This window comes from Micromonospora sp. NPDC048063, from assembly GCF_043202855.1.
Lineage (GTDB): Bacteria > Actinomycetota > Actinomycetes > Mycobacteriales > Micromonosporaceae > Micromonospora.
Genome location: NZ_JBIDBG010000002.1, coordinates 392,260 through 416,290 on the forward strand (window position 1 = coordinate 392,260; position 24,031 = coordinate 416,290).

Sequence of the window (24,031 nt, forward strand, 5' to 3'; positions counted from 1 at the left end):
GCGGCCCCGGTCGACGGCGATCACGAAGCCGTCGACGGCGTCCGCGTGCCGGGGTCTGGTGCGCGTACGTGGGCGCGACGACTTCCCGGGTCGTACCCGGACGTCGTCCTCGTCGTACTCCCGCCGTCTGGTCGCCAGGACCCGCCCCCCGTCGTGTCAGCTCTTGCCGGTCACCATCGCCGACCATAGTGCCGGGAACTCGGGCATCGTCTTCGAGGTACACGCCACGTCGCTCAGCTCGATGCCCGGAACGGCCAGGCCGGCCACCGCCGCCGCGTGCGCCATCCGGTGGTCGTGGTAGGTCTCGAACACCCCGCCGCGCAGCGGCCGGGGCCGGATCTCCAGCCCGTCGGGGGACTCCGTGATGTCCGCGCCGAGCGCGGCGAACTCCCGCGCCAGCGCGGTCAGCCGGTCGGTCTCGTGGCCCCGGATGTGACCGACGCCCGTGAACCGGGACGGCGAGTCGGCGAGCATGGCCAGCGCGGTCAGCGCGGGCGTCAGCTCGCTGACGTCGGAGAGATCGGCGTCGAGGCCGTGCACCGTGCCGGTGCCCCGGACGGTCAGCCCGGCGGTGGAGAGGGTCACCTCGCCGCCCATCCGGTGCAGCAGCGAGCGGAGCTGCTCCACCGGCTGCGCGCTGCTGCGCGGCCAGCCCTGGAGGGTCACCTCGCCGCCGGTGACCAGGGCCGCGGCGAAGAACGGCACGGCGCCCGACAGGTCCGGCTCGATCTCCCAGCCGCGCCCGGCCAGCGGGCCCGGCTCGACGACCCAGACGTCGGGGGTGCTGTCGTCGACGGCCGCGCCGGCGGCCCGCAGCATCTGCACCGTCATCCGCAGGTGCGGCGCGGAGGGCACCGGGGGACCCACGTGCCGGACCACCACGCCCCGGTCGAAGCGCGGGGCGGCCAGCAGCAGCCCGGAGACGAGCTGGCTGGAGGCCGAGGCGTCGATCACCACCTCGCCGCCGGCCACCCGCCCGCCGCCGAGCACGGTCAGCGGCAGGCTGCCGGTGGCGGGGGCGTCCACGCGTACGCCGAGGGAGCGCAGCGCGCCGATCAGCGGGCCGAGCGGCCGGGTGCGGGCCTGCGGGTCGCCGTCGAAGGTGATCCGCCCGTCGGCCAGGCCGGCCACGGGCGGGACGAAGCGCATCACCGTGCCGGCCAGGCCGACGTCGACGTGCGCGGGACCGACCAGCGGGTGCGGCCGGACCAGCCAGCGTTCGTCGTCGCTGATCGACATGTGCGCGCCCAGCGCGCGCAGCCCGGCGGCCATCAGCTCGGTGTCCCGGGCGCGCAGCGGCCCGGCCAGGGTCGAGGGACCGCTGGCCAGCGCGCTCAGCACCAGGGCTCGGGCGGTCATCGACTTGGAGCCGGGCAGGCGCAGCGTGGCCGTGACCGGGTCGGAGGCGGTCGGAGCGGTCCACGGCTGCGGCGGCCGGGTCGCGGTCAGGTTCCCCACGGTTACATTCTGCCGTGTCCGCCGGGGATGACGCCCGGCACCGTCCCGGCTCCCGGCCAGCGGGACAGCCGGGCGACGCCCGGCGGGTTAGCGTGTGCGGCATGTGCGGGAGGTACGCGACGACCCGGAGCGCGGGCGACCTGAGCGCGCTGTTCGAGTCCCATGACGAGACCGGCGGCCGGCTCGACCCCGACCACAACGTCGCGCCCACCGACCCGGTGCCGCTGGTGCGGGTCAGCCCGGAGGGCCACCGCGCGCTGTCGGTCGGGCGCTGGGGGCTGGTGCCGGCCTGGTCCCGGTCGCCCGCCGGCGCCGCCCGCATGATCAACGCCCGCGCCGAGACGGTCGCCACCAGCCGGGCGTACGCCGGCGCGTTCGCCCGCCGCCGCTGCCTCGTTCCGGCCGACGGCTGGTACGAGTGGGTCCGCTCGCCCGGCGGGGGCAGGCAGGCGTACTACATGACCCCGCTGGACGGCTCCGTGCTCGCCTTCGCCGGCATCTGGTCGGTCTGGGAGGGGCCCGGCGGCCCGCTGCTGACGTGCAGCGTGCTGACCACCGCCGCGCTCGGCGAGTTGGCCGAGGTGCACGAGCGCATGCCGCTGCTGCTGCCCCGGCCGCGGTGGGGGTCGTGGCTGGCGGCCACCGACGAGCCGGCGGGCCTGCTCGCCCCGCCCCCGCTCGACTGGCTGGCGCGGCTGGAGATCCGTCCGGTGGGGCCGGCGGTGGGCAACGTGCGCAACGACGGGCCGGAGCTGACCGCAAGGGTGCCGGTCGCCCGCGTCGCCGCGCCCGAGGAAGTGACGCTTTTCTGACAGCGGCGGCACATTGTCGGGCGTGATTTGCCAGAGTTGCGGGCGAAACGTCGCCCGCTCGTTTACCCGTATTTGCCGTAGAGGCTTGTCCCCGTGTCCGTAAGTGCGATAGAACACAGCGCCGGTAGTGGGCGCGACTCGCACGGGGCGGACGACGCTCACCGATCTTGCCGGTCCCACGGGGGAGGTGGGTGGATTGACACGGGCACGCATGCCCCGCCCGCACGAGGTGGCCGCCGCACGACGAGATCCGCGACTGCTGCGGGCGTTGCGGGAGCGGCGACAGGACGAGGCTTGGCGGACCAGAGGAACCTGTCAGAGTGTCGACCCGGAAACGTTCTTTCCGGCGCCGAACGAGCCGGCCGACGCGGCTGTCGCGCTCTGCCGAAGTTGCGACGTGCAGGGCTCCTGCCTGGCCTGGGCGCTGGACGTGGGCGACTGCCACGGCGTCTGGGGTGGCACGACCCCGCGCGAGCGGCGGGCGATGCTGGTCGCCTGGCGCGACGAGGTGCAACCGGATCCGGACGCCGCCGACGAGGCGGGTCCGCCGGTCCGGGACCGTCTGCTCACGCTGGTGCCGCTGAGCTGACCGTCGACTGAGCCGGCCGGGGCCGGCCCGCGATCACGCGGGCCGGCCCCGCGTCGTGTCCCGGACGCCCCAGAATGGGCTGGTGCCCGAGACCGACGAGCTACCCACCCCACGCGGGCCCGCCCGGGTCGCCACGGACCTGCCGACCGGTCCGCCGACCGCTGTGCTGGCGCTCGGCCACGGCGCGGGCGGTGACGTCGACGCCCCCGACCTGCTCGCGCTCCGCGACGCGGCGGCCGGCGCGGGCCTGGTGGTGGCACGGGTGACCCAGCCGTACCGCGTGGCCGGCCGGCGCGCCCCGGCTCCGGCCGGGCACCTCGACGAGGCGTGGACCGCCGTGCTCGCCGTGCTGCGGGAGCGGCATCCCGGCGTACCCCTGCTGGTGGGTGGGCGCTCCAGCGGCGCGCGGGTGGCCTGCCGCACCGCGCGGGCGGTCGGCGCCGCCGGGGTGGTCGCGCTCGCGTTCCCGCTGCACCCACCCGGCCGCCCGGAGCGGTCCCGAGCCTCGGAACTGGTGACCGGCCTGCCGACCCTGGTGGTCAACGGCGACCGCGACCCGTTCGGGGTGCCGGAGCCCGGGCCCGCGGTGCGCGTGGTCACCCGACCCGGGGAGCGGCACGACCTGCGGGGTGACCCGACCGGCACGGCCGCGGCGGTGCGCGACTGGCTGCGCGACCAGGGCTGGGCGCGGCCCTGACCCCGGCGTGCGACCTTCCCGTCCCGCGCGACCTCCGTCCCCGCCGCTCGTGGGCGCGAGCCTCCGTCCCGGCCCCGCTGGGCGCGGCCCGGTTGGTGGGCGGCCGACGCGCCGCGGGCGGGCGAGGACGCGCCCCGGGGGAGGGGTGACGCTCCGGCCGGCCGTGTCCGGTGGCCGCGGCGGGTCGTTGCATCGGATGGCGCCGGACACCCGGTTCGGGCGGCGGCGCCGGTCCTCCCAGGCCCTTTCTGGTCCCAGCGTCGGCGTCCCGCCGAGGCCGGGACCAGGAACGGGAGGCCCGGCCGGAATGCCCCGCCCGTCCGTGCCGTTGCACCCCCCGGACGACATTTCTGGCGAGGGGGGTGACCGGGTGCCGATCGAGACGCAGGCCCGGGAACGGGACGAGCGGGGAGCGCGGCAGCTTCGGCAGTTGCTGGGCGCTCCGGACTGGCCCGCGACGGCGCCGCCGGTCGGCGTGGCCGCGGTGAGCACGAGCACACCCGCCGGAAGTGAATCTGTGGGCAGGCCTGTGCGCGTATCCTCGGCGGGAAAGCATCCGACGCGAGGGGATGTGCGGTTGACCACCGAGAAGACGGACGAGCGCAGGGCCCGCTTCGAGCGGGACGCGATGCCCTTCGTCGATCAGCTCTACGCTGCCGGCCTGCGGATGACCCGCAACCCGGCGGATGCGGAGGACCTGGTCCAGGAGACCTACCTGAAGGCGTACGCCGCCTTCCACCAGTTCGAGCAGGGCACGAACCTGAAGGCCTGGCTCTACCGGATCCTGACCAACACCTACATCAACTCCTACCGCCGCCGGCAGCGCCAGCCCATCCAGGCGCCGACCGACGAGATCACCGACTGGCAGCTCGCCGAGGCCGAGTCGCACACCTCCAGCGGGCTGCGTTCGGCCGAGACCGAGGCGCTGGACCGGCTGCCGGACAGCGACGTCAAGGAGGCCCTCCAGCAGTTGCCGGAGGAGTTCCGCCTGGCCGTCTACCTCACCGACGTCGAGGGCTTCTCCTACAAGGAGGTCGCCGACATCATGGGCACGCCGATCGGCACGGTGATGTCGCGACTGCACCGGGGCCGACGTAATCTGCGCAAGCTGCTCGAGCAGTACGCCGCGGAGCGGGGCTTCACCGCCGCGTCGTCGAAGAAGGGCTCAACCGCTGCCGCCGGCCGGGAGGTGTGACGTGAGCTGTGGGGAACCGCACGAGACGGACTGCCGTGAGGTGCTGGCGGAGGTCTACCTCTACCTGGATCTGGAGTGCGCCGAGGAGCGGCGCACGCTGATCCGCTACCACCTCGACGAGTGCGGGCCGTGCCTGCGCGAGTACGGCATCGAGCAGGAGGTGAGGGCGCTGGTCGCCCGCTGCTGCGGCAACGAGACCGCGCCCGACCAGCTGCGGGAGCGGCTCCGGGTCCGGCTGACCGAGCTGGTCGTGTTCGAGAACAGCGAGTCGCGGGAGCTGGCCGACTGAGGCCGGCACCGACAGCAACGCCGGTGGCCCGGGTCGGAGACGACCCGGGCCACCGGCGTTTCGCTGTCTGATCGACGCCGGGCCGTGGGCCCGGCCGCCGGATCAGGAGTTGGGGCGCTTGCCGTGGTTGGCGCCGCTCTTCTTCCGGGCCTTCTTCTTCCGGGCCTTCTTCGCCATGGTGACCTCCTCGTGATGGTCGGATCCGCCTGCGCACGACCTCGGCGCCGGTGCACGCACCGGTCCTCCCGGCGCCGGGTCCGACCCGCTGATGCTAGTGCTGCCGGCACCCGTCGTGGTGCGCCGGGGCGGCCGGCCGTACGCGCGCCGCGCGACACGCCAGCCGCCTCGCCGCGTCGCCGCACTCCGGCCGGGCGGGACGCCGGGGCACGCCCGACCCGACAGTGGATCATCCGGACGCGACCGCTCCACGCCCGCCGCGGGGCGTCCGCATGATTGGATACGTCGGCAGGCAACAGGCGAGAGAAGGGGCCGTGGAGATGGCCGAGGAGATCCGCGCCGAGATGGTGGCGAACGTCTGGAAGGTCGTCGCGTCGGCCGGGGACACCGTGTCCGAGGGGGACACGCTGGTGATCCTGGAGTCGATGAAGATGGAGATCCCGGTCGTCGCCGAGTCCGACGGTGTCGTCAAGCAGCTCGCGGTCAACGAGGGCGACGTCGTGCAGGACGGGGACCTCATCGCGGTGATCGATTGACCGGCCTCGCGGTGCGCCGGGCCGGGCCGGCCGACTTCGCGGCGGTGGCCCGGCTGACGGTCGCCGCGTACGAGGCCGACGGTCAGCTCAAGGGGGAGCACGGCTACGCCACCGTGCTCGCCGACGTGGCGGCCCGGGCGGAGCACGGCGAGGTCCTCGTCGCCGCCGACCAGGAGACCGACGCGGTGCTCGGATCGGTGACGTTCGTCCTCCCCGGCAGCCGGTACGCGGAGCTGTCCGGGGCGGGCGAGGCGGAGTTCCGGATGCTGGCCGTGGACCCGGCCGCGCAGGGCCGGGGCGTCGGCGCGGCCCTGGTCGAGGCGTGCGTGTCCCGGGCGACCGAGCTGGGCTGCTCGGCGGTGGTGATCTGCGTCCGCAGCGGCTTCGCCGCCTCCGCCCAGCGGCTCTACCGGCGCCGGGGCTTCGTGCGCGTGCCGGAGCTGGACTGGTCGCCCCTGGCCGGGGTGGAACTGCTCGCCCTCCGGCTGGAGCTCACCGGCGCCTGATCCGGCCCGGGCCAGGCCGGGGCGGCGTGTCCGCCGGGGCGGCGGGCGTCAGGGCGCCTCCGTCGCGGCGGCGTCGCGCCCGGTCCCGATGGGGGCGAGCAGCTCGTCGGCCATCTCCAGCGCGAGCGTCCTCCGCTCCGCGTCGGTGATGCCCGGCGTGCGGATCGCGAACCAACTGCTGTGCACGGCGAAGAGCGACAGGATCGCGCGGAGCTGCGCGGCGGGCGAGTCGTCTCCCCGGCAGAGCATCTCGGCCAGCCGCAGCATCCGGCCGCGCATCTGCTGCCCGGCGGCGAGACTCTTCAGCACGGTCTGGTTCTGCTCGAAGAACCGCATCACCGACGGCTCGTCGCCGGTGAACATGGCGTCGGCGTACCGGCCGATCACGGCGCGCCGGGTGTCCCGGCTCGCCGGCTGCGACTCGGCCCAGGCGATGAGGGCGTCCATCAGCTCCAGCCGGTCCTCGACGACGCTGCTGACGATCTCGTCCTTGCTCTTGAAGTGGTAGTAGAGCGCGGCCTTCGTCACGTTCAGCCGTTCGGCGATCTCGCGCAGCGAGGTCTTCTCGTACCCCTGCTCGGTGAAGAGCTCCAGCGCGACGGACTTGATGCGCTCCCGCGTGCCGCCTGTGCTCTCCCTCACGTCTGCCACCCAATTCGCTTGACCGGTCCTGCCGACAAACTTACCGTGCGGCTAGTAAGTTAACTAGCCGGGCGGCAAGTAAGTGCGGCACATCTCGGGGGAGCTTACCCATGACGCAGGCAAGCCAGGCACCGGCACGACCCAACGTGCGGGTCGTGCTCTTCGGCCTGATGATCGCCATGATGCTGGCGATGCTCGACAACATGATCGTCAGCACGGCGCTACCGCGGATCGTGGGGGAGTTCGGCGGGCTCGACCACTTCACCTGGGTGGTGACGGCGTACGTGCTGGGCACCACGGTCTCGACCCCGATCTGGGGCAAGCTCGGCGACCTCTACGGGCGCAAGTCCGTCTTCCTCACCTCGGTGGTCGTCTTCCTGGTCGGCTCGGCGCTGTGCGGGATGGCCGGCTCCGACCTGTTCGGCGGGCCGGGCGACGGCATGGTCGAGCTGATCGCCTTCCGGGCGGTACAGGGCCTCGGCGCCGGCGGCCTGATGGTCGGCGTGATGGCGATCATCGGCGACCTGGTGCCGCCCCGGGAGCGGGGCCGCTACCAGGGCATGATCGCCGGCATCATGGCCATCGCGATGGTGGCCGGCCCGCTGGTCGGCGGCTTCATCACCGACCACCTCTCCTGGCGCTGGGCGTTCTACGTGAACCTGCCGCTGGGCGGCGTCGCGCTGCTGGTCCTCGCCACGACCATGCACCTGCCGAAGTACCGCACCGAGCACCGGATCGACTGGCTCGGCGCCGGGCTGCTCTCGGTCGGCATCACCGCGATCGTGCTCGTCACCACCTGGGGCGGCAACGAGTACGCGTGGGTGTCGCCGCAGATCCTCGGCCTGGCCGCGCTCGCCGCGGTCGCGCTGGTGGTCTTCGGTCTGGTCGAGCGGCGGGCCGCCGAACCGATCCTGCCGCTGGGGCTCTTCGCCAACCGCAACTTCGCGCTGATCTCCGTGATCGGCTTCCTGCTCGGCTTCGCGATGTTCGGCGCGATGAACTTCCTGCCGCTGTACCAGCAGACCGTGCAGGGCGCCTCGGCGACGAACTCCGGGCTGCTGCTGCTTCCGCTGATGTTCGGCATGCTGGTGGTCTCGCTGGTGGTCGGTCGCGCGATCACGAAGACCGGGCGGTACCGGATCTACCCGATCGTGGGCGGCGTGGTGATGACCGCGGGCTTGGCGCTGCTGACCCTGCTCGACGTGCACACCGGCAAGCTGGAGTCCTCGCTCTACATGATCGTGCTCGGCGTCGGCATGGGTTTCCTCATGCAGACCTCGATGCTCATCGCGCAGAACAGCGTGGCGCAGAAGGACCTGGGCGCGGCGAGCGGCGCCGCCACGTTCTTCCGCTCGATCGGCGGCTCGTTCGGCATCTCGCTGTTTGGCGCGATCTTCGCCAACCGGCTGGCCGACTCCCCGGCCGGCGGCGCGTTCAGCGGCGGCGGCGAGGCCGGCGCCGCGATGGACCTGGCGGAGCTCAAGGACCTGCCGGCGCAGGCGCGGGAACTGGTGCTCGGCGGCCTCGCCGACGCGATCTCGCACGTCTTCTGGTGGGCGGTGCTGTTCACCGTGGCCGTGCCGGTGCTGGCCTGGTTCATCAAGGAGATCCCGCTGCGGACCGCCAACGAGCCGCCGGCCCCGCAGGGCGCCGGCGAGGGGCAGGCCGAGGCCGCCCTCGGCAAGGCACCCGTCGCCTGACCCGCTTCAGGGTCGCCGGAAGGGGCCGGTGAGGCGGCGCCAGAGGCGGCGCAGGCCGGAGCGGGGGCGGGGGACCAGGGGGGTGGCGACCAGGGAGGTCGCCAGGGCCGTCGTCTCCGCGTCCAGGGCCGGCGTCGCCAGGGCCAGGTGGGCCAGGGACACCGCGACGGGCACCGGGCGCAGCCGCGCCACCGCCGCGACGTCGGCCAGCCGCTCGGCCACCACCCGCGCCACGTCGGGGCGCACCGCCGGGTCGACCCAGGCGGCGGTGACCATGGCGAACAGCGCCGCCTCGGTGATCCAGTCCTCGACGCCCCAGACCAGGTCCAGCAGCACCCGGCGGCGGGTCGAGGTCGCCCAGGGCTCGTCCGTGCGGTGGTGCAGCAGGCCGAGGCAGGCCCACACCTGGACGCAGCGCACCCAGAGCGAGGGGTCCTGCCCCAGCACCCGGCCCAGCGCGGTGGGCGGCGCGTCCGGCGGGTGCGCCAGCAGGCCGACCAGGTCGGCCAGGTCCAGGGTGGCCAGCCCCACCGCCGCGTCGTACGCCGCCGGGGGGTGTGGCCACGCCGGGTGGGCGAGCTGCCGCAGCCGCGCGGTCGCTTCCGCCGAGGGCGCCGGCACCGCGGGCGTGACCGTCGTCCCGTCCCAGCGCCAGAGCCGCCGGGCGTCCGCCCGCCGGGGCTCGCGCGGGTCCGGCTCCGGCACGCCGGCCACCTCGACCCGCAGCGCCGGCACGGCCGCGGCGACGGTCCGCAGCGCGCTCGGCGGCGCGGGCGACTCCAGCAGCACGGCGGCGCCGACCCCGCCGTGGTCGTCGGCGACGGCCTGACGCAGCGCGTCCACCACCGCCCCGGCCGCCGGGGTCACCTGCCCGAGCCAGGCCCGGCTGCGGCAGCACTCGGCCAGGTCGCCGTGCTCGTGCGAGTCGTCCGGGTGGTCCCGCACGAAGTCGGCGAGCGCGACCAGGTGCGCCACGTCGCCGTCGCGCTGGTGCCGCAGCCGGTGGGCGGTGTGCACGGCGCAGTCGAAGGTGGGGTCCCGGGCGAGGGCCCGGTCGATCCAGTCGAGCGCCTCGTCGAGCCGCCCGGTGTCGGCGAGGGTGCCGGCGATGTCGGCGTACACGGCGAGGTCGTCGGGGTCGTGCGCGACGGCGCGGCCGAGTGCCGCCAGCGCCTCCCGGGTGCGGCCGGCGCTGCGGTACGCGTACCCGAGCCACACCTCGCCGATCTTCGACGGCTCCGCGCGTACGCCCCGGGCGGCCCAGCGGACCGCCAGGGCGACCTCGCCGACCCGCCGGGCCAGCGCGGACGCCGCGCCCAGCAGCAGGCCGTGCTCGGCGTGGACGGTGACCGCGTTGCGGGCCAGCGCCAGGTAGGGGGCCAGCGCCGCCCGGTCGGCCCGGGGCGCCGGGTCGGGCACGGCGGCGCAGACCTGCATCAGGATGCGGGCGGTCCGGTCCGGTTCGAGGCGTTCGGCGAGTTCCGGCGCGGTCACCCAGGGCACGCCGGCCCAGTCCGCCCCCGGGGCGTGCCCGGTCGCGGCGACCAGCAGGTCCAGCCCCTCGGCGGGCCGGCCGGCGGCGGCCAGCAGGTGGGCGCGGGCGACCACGGCGCCGACGAAGGCGTGGTGGTGCAGCGGGAAGAGGTCCACGCCGCCGGCGCCGTCGGCGGCGGCGAGCCGGGCGAGCGTCTCGTGCACCTCGGGCAGGGTCGGGGCCTGGGCGAGCGCGGCGGCGACGTGCCCGGCCGCGTGCTCCAGGTCGCCGGAGTCCATGGCGAGCCGGGCGAGAGCAAGTTCCTCCGCCGCGGGCAGCGCCCGGTCGTCCTCGGCCACGGCGTCCTCTCACTCGTCGGTGCTCCGGTCGGCCGGGCAAGCCTAGGTGATGTTGCACCGACATGGTGATCAACTGCGCACTCCTGCTCGTTCGATTGCTCTGATCAGATCAAAGATGCAAGACTGAGCAGGAAACGCGCGGCAACCGCGCAGTGGGAGGAGTTTCCGTGACGCGTGCAGGGGCTGGCATGGCCGCCGACATCGACGAGCAGCCGGCGGGCTACGCCCGGCTGCTCTCCGCCGAACACGCCGGGCCGATCGCCCGGGTGGCGGCGGTCATCGCGGAGCGCCGACCCCGGCACGTGGTCTTCACCGCCCGGGGCACCTCCGACCACGCCGCCCTCTACGGGGCGTACCTGACCGAGATCCGGCTCGGCCTGCCCGCGGGGCTCGCCTCGCCCAGCGCCGTCACCGTCTACGGCGCCCGGCCGGACCTCTCCGACGCGCTGGTCGTCGGCGTCAGCCAGAGCGGCGGCTCGCCGGACCTCGCCGAGGTGCTGCGCACCGCCCGCGCCTCGGGCGCGCTGACCCTGGCCGTCACCAACGCGCCCGACTCCCCGCTGGCCGACGTCGCCGAGCTGAGCGTCGACATCGCCGCCGGGCACGAGCGCGCGGTGGCCGCCACCAAGACGTACACCGCCGAGCTGCTCGCCCTGCTGATGCTCGTCGAGGGCATCCGGGCCGGCGACGGCGCGCTGCCCGCCGACGAGCGCGACGCGCTCGCCGCCCTGCCCGAGCTGGCCGCCCGCACCCTGGACGACCCCACCCCGGCCCAGCTCGCGCCCCGCTACCGGTTCGCCGGCCAGCTCGTCACCACCGGGCGGGGGTACGCGTACCCGACCGCCCGCGAGGCCGCGCTGAAGCTGATGGAGACCTCCTACCTGCCGGCGCTGGCGTTCTCCGGCGCCGACCTGCTGCACGGCCCGCTCGCCATGACCGACCCCGACGTGCCGGTGCTCGCCGTGGTCGGCTCCGGGCCGGGCGGCCGGTCGATGGGCGAGGTGCTGCCCCGGCTCGGCGAGCGCCGCGCCGACGTGGTGGTGGTCGGCTCCGCCGACGTCGAGGGCGCCACCCGGATGGCCGTCCCCGAGGTCGACGAGCGGTACGCCCCGCTGCTCGACATCCTGCCGCTGCAGCGCCTGGCGCTGGCGCTGGCGCTGGCCCGGGGCGAGGACCCGGACGCGCCGCGGGGGCTGAAGAAGGTCACCGCGACGATGTGACGCCCGGCGTGGCACGCTGGTCAGCGTGTCCACGCTGCGCGACCTCGCCGAGGAGCACACCCGCCTCCGTCCGGCCGACATCGACCACCTGCACCGGATCGCCGGCGACTGGCAGTTGCTGTCCGACCTGTCCTTCGCCGACCTGCTGCTCTGGGTGCCCGTGGACGGTGACGGGACGTACCTCTGCGTCGCCCAGGTCCGGCCGACGACCGCCCCCACCGCGTACCTGGACGACCAGGTGGGGCGGATCGTCGGCGGGCCGGAGGTGGCCCACCTGGAGGTGGCCCACCGGCAGGGCCGGATCTGGCGGGAGGGCGACCCGGTCTGGTACGGCGACGTGCCCGCCCGGCACGAGGCGATCCCGGTCCGGCTGCGCACGACCGACGGCGAGGCCGGCGAGGTGGTCGCCGTGGTCGGGCGGGACACCAACCTCTCCACCGCGCGCACCCCGAGCCAGCTGGAGCTGAACTACCTCACCACCGCCGACGACCTGGCGCAGATGATCGCCGACGGCACCTTCCCGCCGCCGCGCCACCCGGGGGAGACCACCTCGGCGCCCCGCGTCGGCGACGGGCTGGTCCGGCTCGACGCCGGCGGCAAGGTCACCTACGCCAGCCCGAACGCGCAGTCGGCGTACCGGCGGCTCGGCTACGCCTCGCACCTGGTGGGCGAGGACCTGGCGGCGCTGCACCGGCGGCTGGCCGGCGACCCGCTGGAGGGGACGGACGCGGCGAATGGCATCCTCGCCGCCCTGCGCGGCGAGGCGCCGCCCCGTCGGGAGATCGACGCCCGCGGCGCCACGATGCTCACCCGGGCGCTGCCGCTGATGCCCGCCGGGGTGCCGATCGGCGCGCTGGTGCTGGTCCGGGACATCACCGAGGTACGCCGCCGCGACCGCGCCCTGATCACCAAGGACGCCACCATCCGGGAGATCCACCACCGGGTGAAGAACAACCTCCAGACCGTCGCCGCCCTGCTGCGCCTCCAGGCCCGCCGGGTGTCCATGCCGGAGGCCCGGGTCGCCCTGGAGGAGTCGGTACGCCGGGTCGCCTCCATCGCGCTGGTACACGAGACCCTCTCCCTGTCCAGCGACGAGGCGGTCGAGTTCGACGGCATCGTGGACCGGGTGGCCAGCGCGGCGACCGAGGTGGCGGCGGCCGAGTCGACGGTCGGGATGCGGCGGACGGGCAGCTTCGGGGTGCTTCCCGCCGAGGTCGCCACGTCGTTGGTGATGGTCCTCAACGAGCTGCTGCTCAACGCCGTCGAGCACGGCTTCCCGCCGGCCGCCGAGGCGGCCGCCGCGCCGGACGCGGCCGGCGCGGTCGGCGCCGCGCCCGAGGTGGTGGTGTCGGCGCACCGGTTCCGGAAGATGCTGCACGTCTCGGTGACCGACAACGGGCGCGGGCTGCCGCCGGACTTCGACGCCGAGCGGGGCGGCAATCTCGGTCTGCAGATCGTCCGGGCGCTGGTGACCGGCGAGCTGCGCGGCACCATCGAACTGCGCGACGGCGCGAACGGCGGCACCGAGGCGACGCTCGTCGTGCCGCTGGCCCGCAGCGCCCCGGAGGGCCGCGCCGCCGGCTGACCCGCCGCGGGCGGGTCGGGTCAGCGGGTGAGCAGCGCGACGGTCAGGCCGGGGCGGTGCCAGACCCGTTCGACGGTGTAGCCGGCGCGCAGCGCGTCGCCCTTGGCGCCCGGCACGGTGGCCAGCGGGTCGTCGCGGCGGCCGGCCACGACCAGCCAGACCCGCTGCGCGCCGGCCAGGCACTCGGCCGGCTGGGCGCACTCGGCGGCCCACAGGTCGCCCCGGCGGGCCTGGTCCTCGGTGGCCAGCACGTCCCGGGGGCGGTGGCCGCCCAGGTGGTAGTCGAGGCCGAGGTCGAGGAAGAGCCAGCTCTCGCGGGGCGAGTAGACGACGGCGTCCCCCGGCCGCTGACCGTCGGCGACGACCCGGGCCGCCCCCCGGTAGTCGACCGGGGCGCTGCGTGGCCACTCGTGCGTCCGCCGCAGCGCCGCCTGGTCGGGCAGGCCGAGCAGCCCGGCCAGGGCCACCACGGCCAACGCGGGCGGCAGCGGCACCGTCGCGAGCGCCGCGCCGGCCAGCAGGCAGCCGAACGGCACGACGAAGAACAGGTAGCGGGACACCCAGAGGGGAACGACGGCACCGGCGGCGAAGAGCAGCAGCACCGGCAGCAGCACGGCGCACCCGGGCAGCAGGGCGCGCCGGCCGAGCCGGGCCGCCCCGAGCGCCGCCAGCCCCACCAGCAGCCCGCCCACCACGCCGCTCTGCGCCACCCCGCCCGGCAGCGCCGTCAGGTCGGTCAGCCGGACCGTGTCCACCCAGTCGAGCTGCCGGGACCGCTGGCCCCTGGCCAGCAGCACCAGCGGGGTCACCAGCAGCGCGGCCGGCACCAGGGCGAGCGCCCAGCGCAGCGGGCGGCTCGGCGGCCCCTCGCGGTGGGCGGCGAGCACCGCCACCGCGTGCGCGGCGAGCAGGGTGAGCGCGACCAGGTGGGTGAGGCCGAGGGCGGCCACGGCGGCGGCGTACGCGGCCCAGCGGGGCCACCCGGGCCGGGCCAGCGCCCCGACCAGGAGCAGGGTCGCCAGCACCGCGAAGAACGCGGCCAGCGCGTACGGGCGCGCCTCCTGGCCGTACCGCGAGGTGCCCGGGAGCACCGCGAGGAGCAGCCCGGCGAGCAGCCCCGCCCGGGTGCCGGCCAGCCGCTGCCCGAGTACGGCGGTCAACCCGGCGGTGGCGGCCATGGCCAGCGCGGCGGGCAGCCGCAGCGAGGCGACCGAGTCGCCCGCGAGCGCCACCCAGGCGTGCATGAACAGGTAGTAGGGACCGGTCGCGGCGTCGATGGTGCCGGCGAGCCGGACCAGGTCCCCGGGTGACCGGGTCGCCGCGCTCCAGGTGGCCAACTCGTCGCGCCACGGTTGCGCGTGGCCGATCCCGGTCAGCACGACGGCCAGGGTGGCCAGCGTCGGGCCGACCCAGACCAGGCGGGGCGCGCGGACCGGCCCGCCGGGCGCGTCGCCGGCGGGCGGCGGCGCGGTCAGCCGGCCCGGACCGCCGGCAGACAAATCAGAAGAACCGGTCACATATCGCAGCGTCACACAGCCGTGCCGTGCCGTTGTGCCGGTCCACGGATCAGCCGCCGGCGTCGTTCCCGGAGCGCGTCGCCCGTGATGTGGGATCACGCACGCGCTCGTTGGCCGGCCCCCACCCGGTGTGGCAGCATGACTCCATGACCGCCGCCGTCGTCCGCCGCTTCGTGGCCCGCCGCCACGTCGACTACGGCCGCGTGCGCAGCGCCATCTGTCCGGCCCACTGACGACGCCCGACCAATCTGTCTCGGGCGCGCCCCCGCGCCGGCTGTTCCGACACCGTTGTCCCCAGCCCGTTCCGACGGGCCGGCCGCCGCGCCCGCGCATCCCGAGGCACCTCAGACAACGGAGGACGCCGCCATGGCGGTCAGCAGCATCCCGGCCCGGGCCGGCGATCCGACGGCCCCCCGACCGGCCCGGACCCCGCGCCGCCCGCGCGGCGAGGGCCAGTGGGCGCTCGGCCACCGCGAGCCGCTCAACGCCAACGAGCGGATCAAGAAGGACGACGACCCGCTGAACGTACGGGCCCGGATCGAGAACATCTACGCCCACCACGGGTTCGCCTCGATCGACCCGCAGGACCTGCGCGGCCGGTTCCGTTGGTGGGGCCTCTACACCCAGCGCAAGGCGGGCATCGACGGCGGTCGCACCGCGGTGCTGGAGCCGCACGAGCTGGAGGACGAGTTCTTCATGCTCCGGGTCCGGGTGGACGGGGGCGAGCTCAGCCTGGCGCAGCTGCGGGTGGTCGCGGAGATCTCCCGCGAGTTCGCCCGGGACACCGCCGACATCACCGACCGGCAGAACATCCAGTACCACTGGATCCGGGTCGAGGACGTGCCGGAGATCTGGCGCCGGCTGGAGTCCGTCGGCCTGCAGACCACCGAGGCGTGCGGCGACTGCCCCCGGGTCGTGCTGGGCAGCCCGGTGGCCGGCGTCGCCCGCGACGAGCTGGTCGACCCGACGCCGGCGCTCGACGAGATCGTCCGCCGGTACGTGGGCGACAAGCAGTTCTCCAACCTGCCGCGCAAGTTCAAGACCTCCATCTCCTGGCTGGCCGACACGCCCTACGAGACGAACGACATCGCGTTCCTCGGCGTGGACCACCCGGACCACGGCCCGGGCTTCGACGTCTGGGTGGGCGGCGGGCTGGCCACGAACCCGATGCTGGCCCAGCGGCTCGGCGTCTGGGTGCCGCTGGCCGAGGTGCCGGACGTCTGGGCCGGCGTGGTCGGCATCTTCCGCGACTACGGCTACCGCCGGCTGCGCAACCGCGCACGGCTGAAGTTCCTCGTCGCCGACTGGGGCGTGCCGAAGTTCCGCGAGGTGCTGGAGAAGGAGTACCTGGGCCGCGCCCTGCTCGACGGGCCGGCCCCCCAGCTGCCCGACAAGCCGGTGGACCACATCGGCGTGCACCCGCAGCGTGACGGGCGCAACTACGTCGGCGCCGCCCCGGTGGTGGGGCGGGTCTCCGGCGGGCAGCTCACGCGGCTGGCCGACGTCGTCGAGGCGCACGGCAGCGACCGGGTGCGGCTCACCCCGTACCAGAAGCTGCTGGTGCTCGACGTGGCGCCGGAGCGGACCGACGCGCTGGTGCGGGCGCTGCGGGAGATCGGGCTGGAGGCGCAGCCGTCGGCCTGGCGGCGCGGCACCATGGCGTGCACCGGCATCGAGTACTGCAAGCTGGCCATCGTCGAGACCAAGGCCCGGGGCGAGGAACTGGTGGCCCGGCTGGAGGAGCGGCTGCGCGACTTCGACGCCGACATCTCCATCCACCTCAACGGCTGCCCCAACGCCTGCGCCCGCACGCAGGTCGCCGACATCGGCCTGAAGGGCCAGCTGGTGGTCGGCCCGGACGGTCGCCAGGTGGAGGGCTTCCAGGTCCACCTCGGCGGCGGGCTCGGCATGGCCGAGGGACAGACCGCCGGCTTCGGCCGCAAGCTGCGCGGCCTGAAGACCACCGCCGAGGAGCTTCCGGAGTACGTGGAACGCCTCGCCCGGCGCTACCTGGCCGGGCGGGAAGCGGGCGAGACGTTCGCCAACTGGGTGATCAGGGTCGACGAGGAGGAACTCCGATGAGCGAGACCCGTTCCGCGCCGCTGTACTGCCCCTACTGCGGCGAGGAGGACCTGCGGCCGAGCGAGGCCGGCCACGGCGCCTGGGAGTGCCACGCCTGCGCCCGGGTGTTCTCGGTGAGGTTCACCGGCCTGCTCGGCCGGGCGGTGGCCCGGTGAGCGGGGGCACGGGCGACCCGTCGGGCCTCGTCTCCGCGGCGGGCCTGGGCCTGGTCGGCGTCGGCGGCCCGAAGCCGGCCGACCCAGCGCGTCGCGACCCGGACGAGCTGCGCGCGCTGGCCGAGGAGGCCGGGCGGGAGTTGGAGGGTGCGCCCGCGCTGGAGATCGCCCGCTGGGCGACCGCGACTTTCGGCGACCGGTTCTGCGTCACCAGCTCGATGGCCGACGCCGTGCTGGCCCACCTGGTCTCGCGGGTCGCCCCCGGGGTGGACGTGGTCTTCCTCGACACCGGCCTGCACTTTCCGGAGACGCTGAGGGTCCGCGACGAGGTGGCCCGGACGCTGCCGGTGAACGTCCGGTCGATCCGGCCGCGGCTGACCGTCGGCCAGCAGGACGGCGAGTACGGCCCCCGGCTGTTCAACAAGTCCCCCGACGACTGCTGCCAGCTCCGGAAGGTCGAGCCGCTGGAGCGGGCGCTGGCCGGGTACGACGCCTGGGCCGCCGGGCTGCGTCGGGACGAGTCGCCGACCCGGGCGAACACGCCGGTGGTGACCTTCGACGCCCGCCGGGGCAAGGTCAAGGTCAACCCGATCGCGGCCTGGCGGCAGGCGGACGTGGACGCCTACGTCGCCCGCTGGAACGTGCCGGTGAACGAGCTGTTCAGGCAGGGCTACGGCTCGATCGGCTGCTGGCCCTGCACCCGCCGCACGAAGGCGGGGGAGGACCCGCGGGCCGGCCGGTGGGCCATGTTCGAGAAGACCGAGTGCGGCCTGCACGTCTGACCGGGCCGGGCCCGGCCGCTCCCGCACCGGGGGCGCCCGGGCCGTGGGGGGCGGCCGACCCCGTGGTCCTGGTCGCCCACGGCAGCCGGGATCCGCGGGCCGCCGAGGCGACCCTGGCGCTGGCCCGGGCGGTGTCGGCTGCCCGGCCCGGCACGCCGGTGCTGGCGAGCTGGCTGGACCACACCGAGCCGGGACCGGCCGCGGTGCTGCGGGACCTGGCCGACGCCGGGCATCCCCGGGCGGTGCTGGTGCCGCTGCTGCTCACCGCCGCGTACCACCGGCGGGTGGACATCCCGGCGGCGGTGGCGGCGGCCCACGCGGCGGGGCCGCCGATCGCGGTACGGGTGACCGACGTGCTCGGCCCCGCCGGCGGCGAGGTCGACGGCGGGCTGCTGGCCGGCCTGCGGCGGCGGTTGGGCGAGGCGGAGCCGGGGCGGTTCGACGGGCTGGTGCTCGCCGCCGCGGGCACGCGGGACGCCCGGGCGCGTGGGTCGGTGGGGCGGGTGGCAGCCGCGCTGCGCGCCGGTCTCGGGGTGCCCACCCGGGTGTCGTACGCCTCGGCCGCCCCGCCGGCCGTCGACGCGGCGGTGGCCCGGCTACGTGCCCGGGGCGCCCGGCGGGTGGCGGTGTCGGCCTACTTCCTGGCTCCCGGCCTCTTCCACGACGCCGTGGCCGGGGCGGCGCGGGAGGCCGGCGCGGTGGCGGTGTCCGCCCCGCTGACCGACGCCCCGGAGCTGGCCGACGTGGTCCTGCGGCGGGTCGACGCCGCCGTCGGGGTGGCCGGGGTCACGGCCCGACCGTGATCGGAAAGGCGCCCCGGTGGGTAGGTGAGCGGGGTGCGGACAGCGAGACGCCCCGGCGGGCGGACCCGGCCGGGGCGTGCAGCTGTGGTGCGTGGGATCAGGCGGAGTGAGCGCGCAGCACCCGGAGGCCACCGCGGCGCTTCACGGCGCGCCGCTCCTCCTCGCTCATCCCGCCCCAGACGCCAGCGTCCTGACCGGACTCCAGCGCCCACTGCAGGCACTGGTCGGTCACGGAGCAGCGCCGGCAGACGGCCTTGGCCTGCTCGACCTGCAGGAGAGCCGGTCCGGACGTCCCGATCGGGAAGAACAGCTCCGGGTCCTCGTCGCGGCAGACAGCATGGTGACGCCAGTCCATGGCGGCAACACTCCTCATTCTGGGTGGGTGGCAGATATTGCTTTGGTGCTTTTCCTATATGCATCCGCAGCGCCGACGGTGACGGTTCGCGTCCGCTTATTCGGCAGTGCGTGAGCAGGCTGTTGTTGGCCCCGCGGACCTGCTGGAACAGCTCAACCTGCCGAGCATATCCAGGCAATGTCCCGGTAACTCAAGTTCGCTTGTGAATACTTTCACGAACGCTCGGGATGTCAAGGGTGGCGCTCGGAAAAACTCCAGGCGGTGAGCAAGCCCACAACCCATTTGTCCGGATTCCGGCGTCTTCCCGGTTACCCGGCGTACCACAGCCGAGGATCAATATAGTACAGTCCGCGTGACATTGCTGACATTTCCGGCACCTGCCTCTCGGTGTGGCGGCCGCTCCGGTCGGTGCGGTCGTCGCCGCGTCGACCTACGGCAGTACCCGAGACCTAGCAGATTACTCTCAGTGCGGCGGGAATGGATGTGAATCTGACTTTCTCCCGCTCGCCGAGGTAGTCGCCGTCGAGCTGGAACGCCTGTGGGCGGGCCGAGAGCAGGGTGAACTCCGCGACGTCGTGCAGCCGCAGCACCTGGCGGCCGTGCGGGTCGGGCGTCCGGGCGAAGAACTGCGTCACCGTCCGTGTCGTACTGGCGACCCGGAGCTGCCGCAGCGCCAGCACGTCCAGGCCCAGGTCGAACGACGCCTCCGGGTTCGGGTTGACCTCCCGGTCGCCCAGGTACGTCCACGGCGCGGTGTTCTGGATGATGACCGTGGCCAGCTCGCCCTCCGCCGGCTCGCCCGGCCGCTCCAGGCTGATCGCCGGATGCCGACGGTCGGAGTTGAGGAAGTACTGGGCGACCGTGGCGCGGAAGTAGAGCGCGGGGGTGGAGACCCGGCCCCGCCGCCGGGCCTGCTCCACCCGGTGGATGACCGCCGCGTCGACGCCGAAGCCCGCGCAGAAGGTGAAGTAGCGGTCGTCGGCGCGGCCGAGCCCGATGGTCCGGTACCGGCCCAGCCGCAGGCCCTCCAGGATCATGCTGGCCCCGTCCGGCCAGTCCCTGGGCAGGCCGAGCGCCCGGGCGAAGACGTTGGTCGAGCCCCCGGGCACGGTCGCCAGGGCGGGCAGCCGCTCGGCCGGCGAGGCGGCGCCCGGCATGGTCGGCGGCTCGGCCGTCATCAGGCCGTTGACCACCTCGTTGACCGTGCCGTCGCCACCGAGCGTGACGACGACGTCGACGCCCTCCTCGGCCGCCTCCCGGGCGAGGTCGGTCGCGTGCCCGCGTCGCCGGGTGTAGCGCACGGAGAGGTCGACTTCGCTGCGCAGCGCCCGGACCAGCACGTCCCGGCTGCGCTCGCTCGTGGTGGTGGCCTTCGGATTGACCACCAGGACGGCCCGCATGGGCGGCACTGTACCGCGCGGCAGCCCGGGTATCGTGGCGCGCGTGACCATCGACTCGGACCCGATTCCCGTCACCCTCCGCTGGGCGGTCCGGCTGCTGTGGGGCGAGGCGGTCGCCGTGGGGCTGGTCGCCGCGTGGCTGGTCTGGGCCGATCTCACCGCCACCACCACCGACCTCACCTCGGCGTTGCTGGTGACCGCGTTCGCGGTCGGTGCGGCGGCGGCGCTCTGGGCGCTCGGCGGCGCGCTGGCCCGACGCCGGGCGGGCGCCCGCGCCCCGGCGATCGTGCTCCAGCTCATGCTGCTGCCGGTGGGGTGGTTCATGGTCCAGGGCGGGGTGGCCTGGCTCGGCGTACCACTGATGGCGCTCGGTCTCGGCGTCACCGCGCTGCTGGTGAGCACCCCGACCACGCGGGCCCTCGGCTTCGAGTGACGCCCCGCCGGGGGTGCCGGAGCGCCCGGCGGCGCACCGCCGGGGACGGGCGGCTCAGTATCCGGAGGCGCGCCGGGTGAGCAACGAGATGGTGGCCCGGCCGTCGGCGGCGCTCGCGGACGCCGACGTGGTGAGCGCGGTGAGCACCTTCCAGGCGAACGACGACTCCGCCGGCAGCGTGGCGCCCCGGACGGTCGGCACCGTCACCTCGACGGTGAGCGCGTCGTCGGTGACCGCGAACCGGCAGTCGAGTTCGGCGTCGCGGGTGGCGATGGCGAGCAGCATGGCGCACGCCTCGTCCACGGCGATGCGCAGGTCCTCGATCTCGTCGAGGGCGAACTGGAGCCGCGCCGCGAGCCCGGCGGTGGCGGTGCGCAACACCCCGAGGTAGCCCCCGTCCGCGGGCACGGTGAGGTGCACGACGTCGTCGTCGGTCGTCGGCTGCCCGGTCAGTTGAGTCACCACTCATCCCCCCGGTCGGGGACTCTACCCGCTCGGTCGCCCGGACGTGTGGGGGCCGCCACGTGCCTGCGCGGCCAGGCCGGCCAGGGCGTCCCCGCTGAGCCGGTAGGGGACCCACTCGGACATCTGCCGCGCCCCGATCGAGGCGTAGAAGCCGGCGGCCGGGTTCCAGTCGATCATCCACCACTCCAGCCGCTGGTAGCCCCGCTCCACGCAGATCGCGGCGAGGGTCGCCAGCAGCAGCCGCCCCGCGCCGGTGCCCCGGGCGGCCGGGCGGACGTAGAGGTCCTCCAGGTAGATGCCGTGCACCCCGGCCCAGGTGGAGAAGTTGAGGAACCACAGCGCGAAGCCCACCGGTTCGTCGTCGGCGTCGACGGCCACGTGCCCGTAGAGCGCCGGGGCCGGGCCACGACTGCTCCAGCTCGGCGCGTCCGACGCCGCGCCGCGACCTGGAGCAGACGCGAACAGGGCGGCGGTGAGCTGTTCCTCCGTGAGGTGGCACTCGTCGGCGGCGCGTTCGTACGCCGCCAGCTCGTGCACCATGGCGACGACGGCCGGCACGTCCCGGGGACGTGCCGGCCGGATCGTCGGCGGGCCGGGGAGGCTCACGCCTTCTTGGTCTCCCAGAAGATCTTGGAGATCTCGTCGATCTTCTGCAGCAGCTCGTCGGCCTTGGCCGGGTCGGTGCCGCCCTTCGCGCCGGCGGCGCCGGCCAGCTTGGTGGCCTCGTTGAAGAGCTGGTGCAGGTGCGGGTACTTCTCGAAGTGGGCCGGCTTGAAGTAGTCGGTCCAGAGCACCCACAGGTGGTGCTTCACCAGGTCGGCGCGCTGCTCCTTGATCAGGATGGCGCGGGTGCGGAACTCCGGGTCGGTGTTGGCCTGGTACTTCTCGCAGATCGCCTTCACCGACTCGGCCTCGATCCGGGCCTGGGCCGGGTCGTAGACGCCGCAGGGCAGGTCGCAGTGGGCGCTGGCGGTCACGCGGGGCGTAAGGATGCGTGGAAGTCGCATCAGGATCCTCCATGGGAAGTTTGCGATGATCCAACACGACATTACTCCTGGACGCGTGCCGAGAGGCCGGGTGGAGGTGAAACCGATGGGGGCGGCTCACCCGGCAGGGGCACCCCGGCTGCGGTGGCCGCTGACCGCCGTGCTGGTGACCGGTCCGTCCATGTCGCCCACGCTGCGGCACGGCGACGCGGTGCTGGTCCGCCCCGGCGGGCGGGCCGTCCGCCCCGGCGACGTCGTGGTCGCGGTGTTCCGCAGCCGCCCCGAGCTGCTCGTGGTCAAGCGCGCGGTCCGCGCCGAGGACGGCGGCTGGTGGCTGGCCGGCGACAACGACCTCGTCACCGACGACTCCCGGGCGTACGGGGTGGCCGACGTGCGGGGCCGGGTGGTGGCGCGCTACTGGCCCCGCCCCGGACGGGTGCGTCGGCGTCGGTTATGACCCCGCTCACATCCGGGTGATGGTGGCGACACTATGCTCGGGGCGTGCCCGGGTGACCCCCGCACCGCGTGTCGCCGCTGGGCGCCTCACCTCGCGCCCGCGCCGGCCGCTCCGTCTGCTCGACAGATCCTGGAGTCACCATGTCATCGTCCACCGTGGACCCCGCTGATCCCGTCTTCCGGCTGCACCGGGGCGGCAAGATGGCCATCGCCTCGACCGTCCCGCTGACGAGCCGGGAGGACCTCTCCCTCGCGTACACCCCGGGGGTGGCCCGGGTCTGCGAGGCGATCGCCGCCGACCCGAGCGTCGCCGACGACTACACCTGGGCCGCGCACACCGTGGCCGTCGTCACCGACGGCTCGGCCGTACTCGGGCTGGGCAACATCGGCCCGCGCGCGGCGCTGCCGGTGATGGAGGGCAAGGCGGTGCTGTTCAAGCAGTTCGCCGGCGTCGACGCCGTGCCCGTCTGCCTGGACACGCAGGACGTGGACGAGATCGTCGCGGTGGTGCGGGCGCTGGCGCCGTCGTTCGGCGGGATCAACCTGGAGGACATCAGCGCCCCGCGCTGCTTCGAGGTGGAGCGCCGGCTCGACGAGGCCCTGGACATCCCGGTCTTCCACGACGACCAGCACGGCACCGCGATCGTCGTGCTCGCCGCGCTGCGCAACGCCGCCACCCTGCTCAACCGCAAGCTCGGCGACCTGCGGGTGGCGGTCAGCGGCGCCGGCGCCGCCGGGGTGGCGGTGACGAAGATGCTGGTCGCCGGCGGCGTGGACCCGGACCAGGTGGTGGTCTGCGACTCCAAGGGCATCATCGGCCGGCACCGGGCCGGGCTGACCGGCACGAAGGCCGAGCTGGCCGCGATGACGAACGCCGACGGCCGCGAGGGCGACATCGCCGAGGCGCTGCGCGGCGCGGACGTGCTGATCGGCGTCTCCGGCGGGCAGATCCCGGAGCAGGCGGTGGCGGGCATGGCGGCGGGGGGCATCGTCTTCGCGCTGGCCAATCCGACGCCCGAGGTACACCCCGAGGTGGCCGCCCGGCACGTGGCCGTCGTCGCCACCGGCCGCAGCGACTACCCCAACCAGATCAACAACGTGCTGGCGTTCCCGGGCGTGTTCCGGGGCGCGCTGGACGCCCGGGCCACCCGCATCACCGACGGCATGAAGGTGGCCGCCGCCGACGCCATCGCGGGCGTCGTGGCCGAGTCGCTCACCGCCGAGGCGATCGTCCCGTCCCCGCTCGACCCCCGGGTCGCCCCCGCGGTGGCCGAGGCGGTCGCCGAGGCCGCCCGCCGCGACGGCGTCACCCGCTGAGGTGTAAGGAAGGGCCCCTTCCTATCGCTATGCGATAGGAA

General features: G+C 74.8%; 27 protein-coding genes. 17 read left to right on the plus strand and 10 right to left on the minus strand.

The window, feature by feature from the left end:
* Window positions 1–156: 156 nt before the first annotated feature.
* On the minus strand, window positions 157–1,458 hold the full coding sequence (gene aroA / locus ACGFZ2_RS06580) for a 3-phosphoshikimate 1-carboxyvinyltransferase (protein WP_350703784.1): 1,302 nt from the start codon (window positions 1,456–1,458) through the stop codon (window positions 157–159).
* A 101-nt stretch (window positions 1,459–1,559) separates the two neighbouring features.
* Between aroA and ACGFZ2_RS06585 the strand changes: the two genes are divergently transcribed.
* The 5 genes from ACGFZ2_RS06585 to rsrA all read left to right on the plus strand — a co-directional run bounded on the left by ACGFZ2_RS06585 (window position 1,560) and on the right by rsrA (window position 5,040).
* Complete coding sequence (locus ACGFZ2_RS06585) at window positions 1,560–2,270, plus strand: SOS response-associated peptidase (RefSeq protein WP_393450817.1); 711 nt, start codon at window positions 1,560–1,562, stop codon at window positions 2,268–2,270.
* A gap of 196 nt (window positions 2,271–2,466) precedes the next feature.
* Window positions 2,467–2,859: a WhiB family transcriptional regulator gene (locus ACGFZ2_RS06590; protein WP_350683209.1), complete on the plus strand. Its 393-nt coding sequence runs from the start codon at window positions 2,467–2,469 to the stop codon at window positions 2,857–2,859.
* Between the two features lie 82 nt (window positions 2,860–2,941).
* Window positions 2,942–3,556 carry an alpha/beta family hydrolase gene (locus ACGFZ2_RS06595; RefSeq protein WP_393450820.1) on the plus strand — a complete coding sequence of 205 codons (615 nt, stop codon included), beginning with the start codon at window positions 2,942–2,944 and terminating at the stop codon, window positions 3,554–3,556.
* 370 nt (window positions 3,557–3,926) lie between these two features.
* Entirely contained in the window at window positions 3,927–4,751 is an 825-nt protein-coding gene (locus ACGFZ2_RS06600) for a sigma-70 family RNA polymerase sigma factor (protein WP_393261232.1), read from the plus strand.
* A 1-nt stretch (window position 4,752) separates the two neighbouring features.
* Window positions 4,753–5,040: a mycothiol system anti-sigma-R factor gene (rsrA, locus tag ACGFZ2_RS06605; RefSeq protein WP_350703776.1), complete on the plus strand. Its 288-nt coding sequence runs from the start codon at window positions 4,753–4,755 to the stop codon at window positions 5,038–5,040.
* A gap of 102 nt (window positions 5,041–5,142) precedes the next feature.
* Here the strand turns inward: rsrA and ACGFZ2_RS06610 are convergent, their stop codons facing one another.
* Window positions 5,143–5,217 carry a 50S ribosomal protein bL37 gene (locus tag ACGFZ2_RS06610; RefSeq protein WP_369700219.1) on the minus strand — a complete coding sequence of 25 codons (75 nt, stop codon included), beginning with the start codon at window positions 5,215–5,217 and terminating at the stop codon, window positions 5,143–5,145.
* A gap of 314 nt (window positions 5,218–5,531) precedes the next feature.
* Between ACGFZ2_RS06610 and ACGFZ2_RS06615 the strand changes: the two genes are divergently transcribed.
* Both ACGFZ2_RS06615 and ACGFZ2_RS06620 read left to right on the plus strand, forming a co-directional pair.
* Window positions 5,532–5,753, plus strand: a complete 222-nt coding sequence (locus ACGFZ2_RS06615) for a biotin/lipoyl-binding carrier protein (protein ID WP_176737378.1) — start codon at window positions 5,532–5,534, stop codon at window positions 5,751–5,753.
* Window positions 5,750–6,259 (plus strand): GNAT family N-acetyltransferase, encoded by a 510-nt coding sequence (locus tag ACGFZ2_RS06620; protein ID WP_393261230.1) that lies wholly within the window; start codon window positions 5,750–5,752, stop codon window positions 6,257–6,259. The genes ACGFZ2_RS06615 and ACGFZ2_RS06620 overlap by 4 nt, the downstream gene beginning before the upstream one ends.
* Before the next feature lie 48 nt (window positions 6,260–6,307).
* Here ACGFZ2_RS06620 and ACGFZ2_RS06625 read toward each other — a convergent pair whose 3' ends face one another.
* Window positions 6,308–6,901: a TetR/AcrR family transcriptional regulator gene (locus ACGFZ2_RS06625; RefSeq protein ID WP_393261228.1), complete on the minus strand. Its 594-nt coding sequence runs from the start codon at window positions 6,899–6,901 to the stop codon at window positions 6,308–6,310.
* A gap of 110 nt (window positions 6,902–7,011) precedes the next feature.
* Between ACGFZ2_RS06625 and ACGFZ2_RS06630 the strand changes: the two genes are divergently transcribed.
* Window positions 7,012–8,601: an MDR family MFS transporter gene (locus ACGFZ2_RS06630; protein WP_393450823.1), complete on the plus strand. Its 1,590-nt coding sequence runs from the start codon at window positions 7,012–7,014 to the stop codon at window positions 8,599–8,601.
* A gap of 6 nt (window positions 8,602–8,607) precedes the next feature.
* Here the strand turns inward: ACGFZ2_RS06630 and ACGFZ2_RS06635 are convergent, their stop codons facing one another.
* Complete coding sequence (locus tag ACGFZ2_RS06635; protein WP_393450826.1) at window positions 8,608–10,434, minus strand: tetratricopeptide repeat protein; 1,827 nt, start codon at window positions 10,432–10,434, stop codon at window positions 8,608–8,610.
* A 188-nt stretch (window positions 10,435–10,622) separates the two neighbouring features.
* Between ACGFZ2_RS06635 and ACGFZ2_RS06640 the strand changes: the two genes are divergently transcribed.
* Both ACGFZ2_RS06640 and ACGFZ2_RS06645 read left to right on the plus strand, forming a co-directional pair.
* On the plus strand, window positions 10,623–11,654 hold the full coding sequence (locus ACGFZ2_RS06640; RefSeq protein ID WP_350704155.1) for an SIS domain-containing protein: 1,032 nt from the start codon (window positions 10,623–10,625) through the stop codon (window positions 11,652–11,654).
* 25 nt (window positions 11,655–11,679) lie between these two features.
* Window positions 11,680–13,239 carry a histidine kinase N-terminal domain-containing protein gene (locus ACGFZ2_RS06645; RefSeq protein ID WP_393450829.1) on the plus strand — a complete coding sequence of 520 codons (1,560 nt, stop codon included), beginning with the start codon at window positions 11,680–11,682 and terminating at the stop codon, window positions 13,237–13,239.
* A 20-nt stretch (window positions 13,240–13,259) separates the two neighbouring features.
* On the opposite strand, the gene ACGFZ2_RS06650 is transcribed toward ACGFZ2_RS06645, so the two are convergent.
* On the minus strand, window positions 13,260–14,714 hold the full coding sequence (locus ACGFZ2_RS06650) for a glycosyltransferase family 39 protein (RefSeq protein WP_393451447.1): 1,455 nt from the start codon (window positions 14,712–14,714) through the stop codon (window positions 13,260–13,262).
* 408 nt (window positions 14,715–15,122) lie between these two features.
* Between ACGFZ2_RS06650 and ACGFZ2_RS06655 the strand changes: the two genes are divergently transcribed.
* From ACGFZ2_RS06655 to ACGFZ2_RS06670, 4 genes are read left to right on the plus strand one after another with little or no spacing between them, the layout of a single operon-like run.
* A complete protein-coding gene (locus ACGFZ2_RS06655) occupies window positions 15,123–16,838 on the plus strand; it encodes a nitrite/sulfite reductase (RefSeq protein WP_393450832.1) in 1,716 nt (571 codons plus the stop codon).
* Window positions 16,835–16,993, plus strand: coding sequence for a hypothetical protein (locus ACGFZ2_RS06660; protein ID WP_350703763.1), 159 nt, complete (start codon window positions 16,835–16,837; stop codon window positions 16,991–16,993). The genes ACGFZ2_RS06655 and ACGFZ2_RS06660 overlap by 4 nt, the downstream gene beginning before the upstream one ends.
* Window positions 16,990–17,775, plus strand: a complete 786-nt coding sequence (locus ACGFZ2_RS06665) for a phosphoadenylyl-sulfate reductase (protein ID WP_393261216.1) — start codon at window positions 16,990–16,992, stop codon at window positions 17,773–17,775. Before ACGFZ2_RS06660 ends, ACGFZ2_RS06665 begins: the two co-directional genes overlap by 4 nt.
* Window positions 17,757–18,578: a sirohydrochlorin chelatase gene (locus tag ACGFZ2_RS06670; RefSeq protein WP_393450835.1), complete on the plus strand. Its 822-nt coding sequence runs from the start codon at window positions 17,757–17,759 to the stop codon at window positions 18,576–18,578. Before ACGFZ2_RS06665 ends, ACGFZ2_RS06670 begins: the two co-directional genes overlap by 19 nt.
* A 97-nt stretch (window positions 18,579–18,675) precedes the next feature.
* Here ACGFZ2_RS06670 and ACGFZ2_RS06675 read toward each other — a convergent pair whose 3' ends face one another.
* Entirely contained in the window at window positions 18,676–18,933 is a 258-nt protein-coding gene (locus tag ACGFZ2_RS06675) for a WhiB family transcriptional regulator (RefSeq protein WP_007072794.1), read from the minus strand.
* A gap of 449 nt (window positions 18,934–19,382) precedes the next feature.
* Window positions 19,383–20,333, minus strand: coding sequence for a diacylglycerol kinase family protein (locus tag ACGFZ2_RS06680; RefSeq protein WP_350703759.1), 951 nt, complete (start codon window positions 20,331–20,333; stop codon window positions 19,383–19,385).
* A 43-nt stretch (window positions 20,334–20,376) separates the two neighbouring features.
* Here ACGFZ2_RS06680 and ACGFZ2_RS06685 point away from each other — a divergent pair, with 43 nt between their 5' ends.
* Window positions 20,377–20,766: a hypothetical protein gene (locus ACGFZ2_RS06685; RefSeq protein ID WP_357698147.1), complete on the plus strand. Its 390-nt coding sequence runs from the start codon at window positions 20,377–20,379 to the stop codon at window positions 20,764–20,766.
* 54 nt (window positions 20,767–20,820) lie between these two features.
* Here ACGFZ2_RS06685 and ACGFZ2_RS06690 read toward each other — a convergent pair whose 3' ends face one another.
* The 3 genes from ACGFZ2_RS06690 to sodN form a co-directional block, all read right to left on the minus strand.
* Window positions 20,821–21,228 (minus strand): ATP-binding protein, encoded by a 408-nt coding sequence (locus tag ACGFZ2_RS06690; RefSeq protein ID WP_350703755.1) that lies wholly within the window; start codon window positions 21,226–21,228, stop codon window positions 20,821–20,823.
* Window positions 21,229–21,252: 24 nt separating this feature from the next.
* The gene (locus ACGFZ2_RS06695) at window positions 21,253–21,771 is read right to left on the minus strand and encodes a GNAT family N-acetyltransferase (RefSeq protein WP_393451450.1); all 519 of its coding nucleotides are present in this window, start codon (window positions 21,769–21,771) and stop codon (window positions 21,253–21,255) included.
* Window positions 21,772–21,833: 62 nt separating this feature from the next.
* Complete coding sequence (gene sodN, locus ACGFZ2_RS06700) at window positions 21,834–22,238, minus strand: superoxide dismutase, Ni (RefSeq protein ID WP_357462334.1); 405 nt, start codon at window positions 22,236–22,238, stop codon at window positions 21,834–21,836.
* Between the two features lie 85 nt (window positions 22,239–22,323).
* On the opposite strand from sodN, the gene ACGFZ2_RS06705 reads away from it, so the two are divergent.
* Both ACGFZ2_RS06705 and ACGFZ2_RS06710 read left to right on the plus strand, forming a co-directional pair.
* Entirely contained in the window at window positions 22,324–22,674 is a 351-nt protein-coding gene (locus ACGFZ2_RS06705) for a S24/S26 family peptidase (protein WP_393261207.1), read from the plus strand.
* A gap of 140 nt (window positions 22,675–22,814) precedes the next feature.
* Window positions 22,815–23,990: an NADP-dependent malic enzyme gene (locus tag ACGFZ2_RS06710; RefSeq protein ID WP_393261205.1), complete on the plus strand. Its 1,176-nt coding sequence runs from the start codon at window positions 22,815–22,817 to the stop codon at window positions 23,988–23,990.
* The last annotated feature ends 41 nt before the right edge of the window (window positions 23,991–24,031 follow it).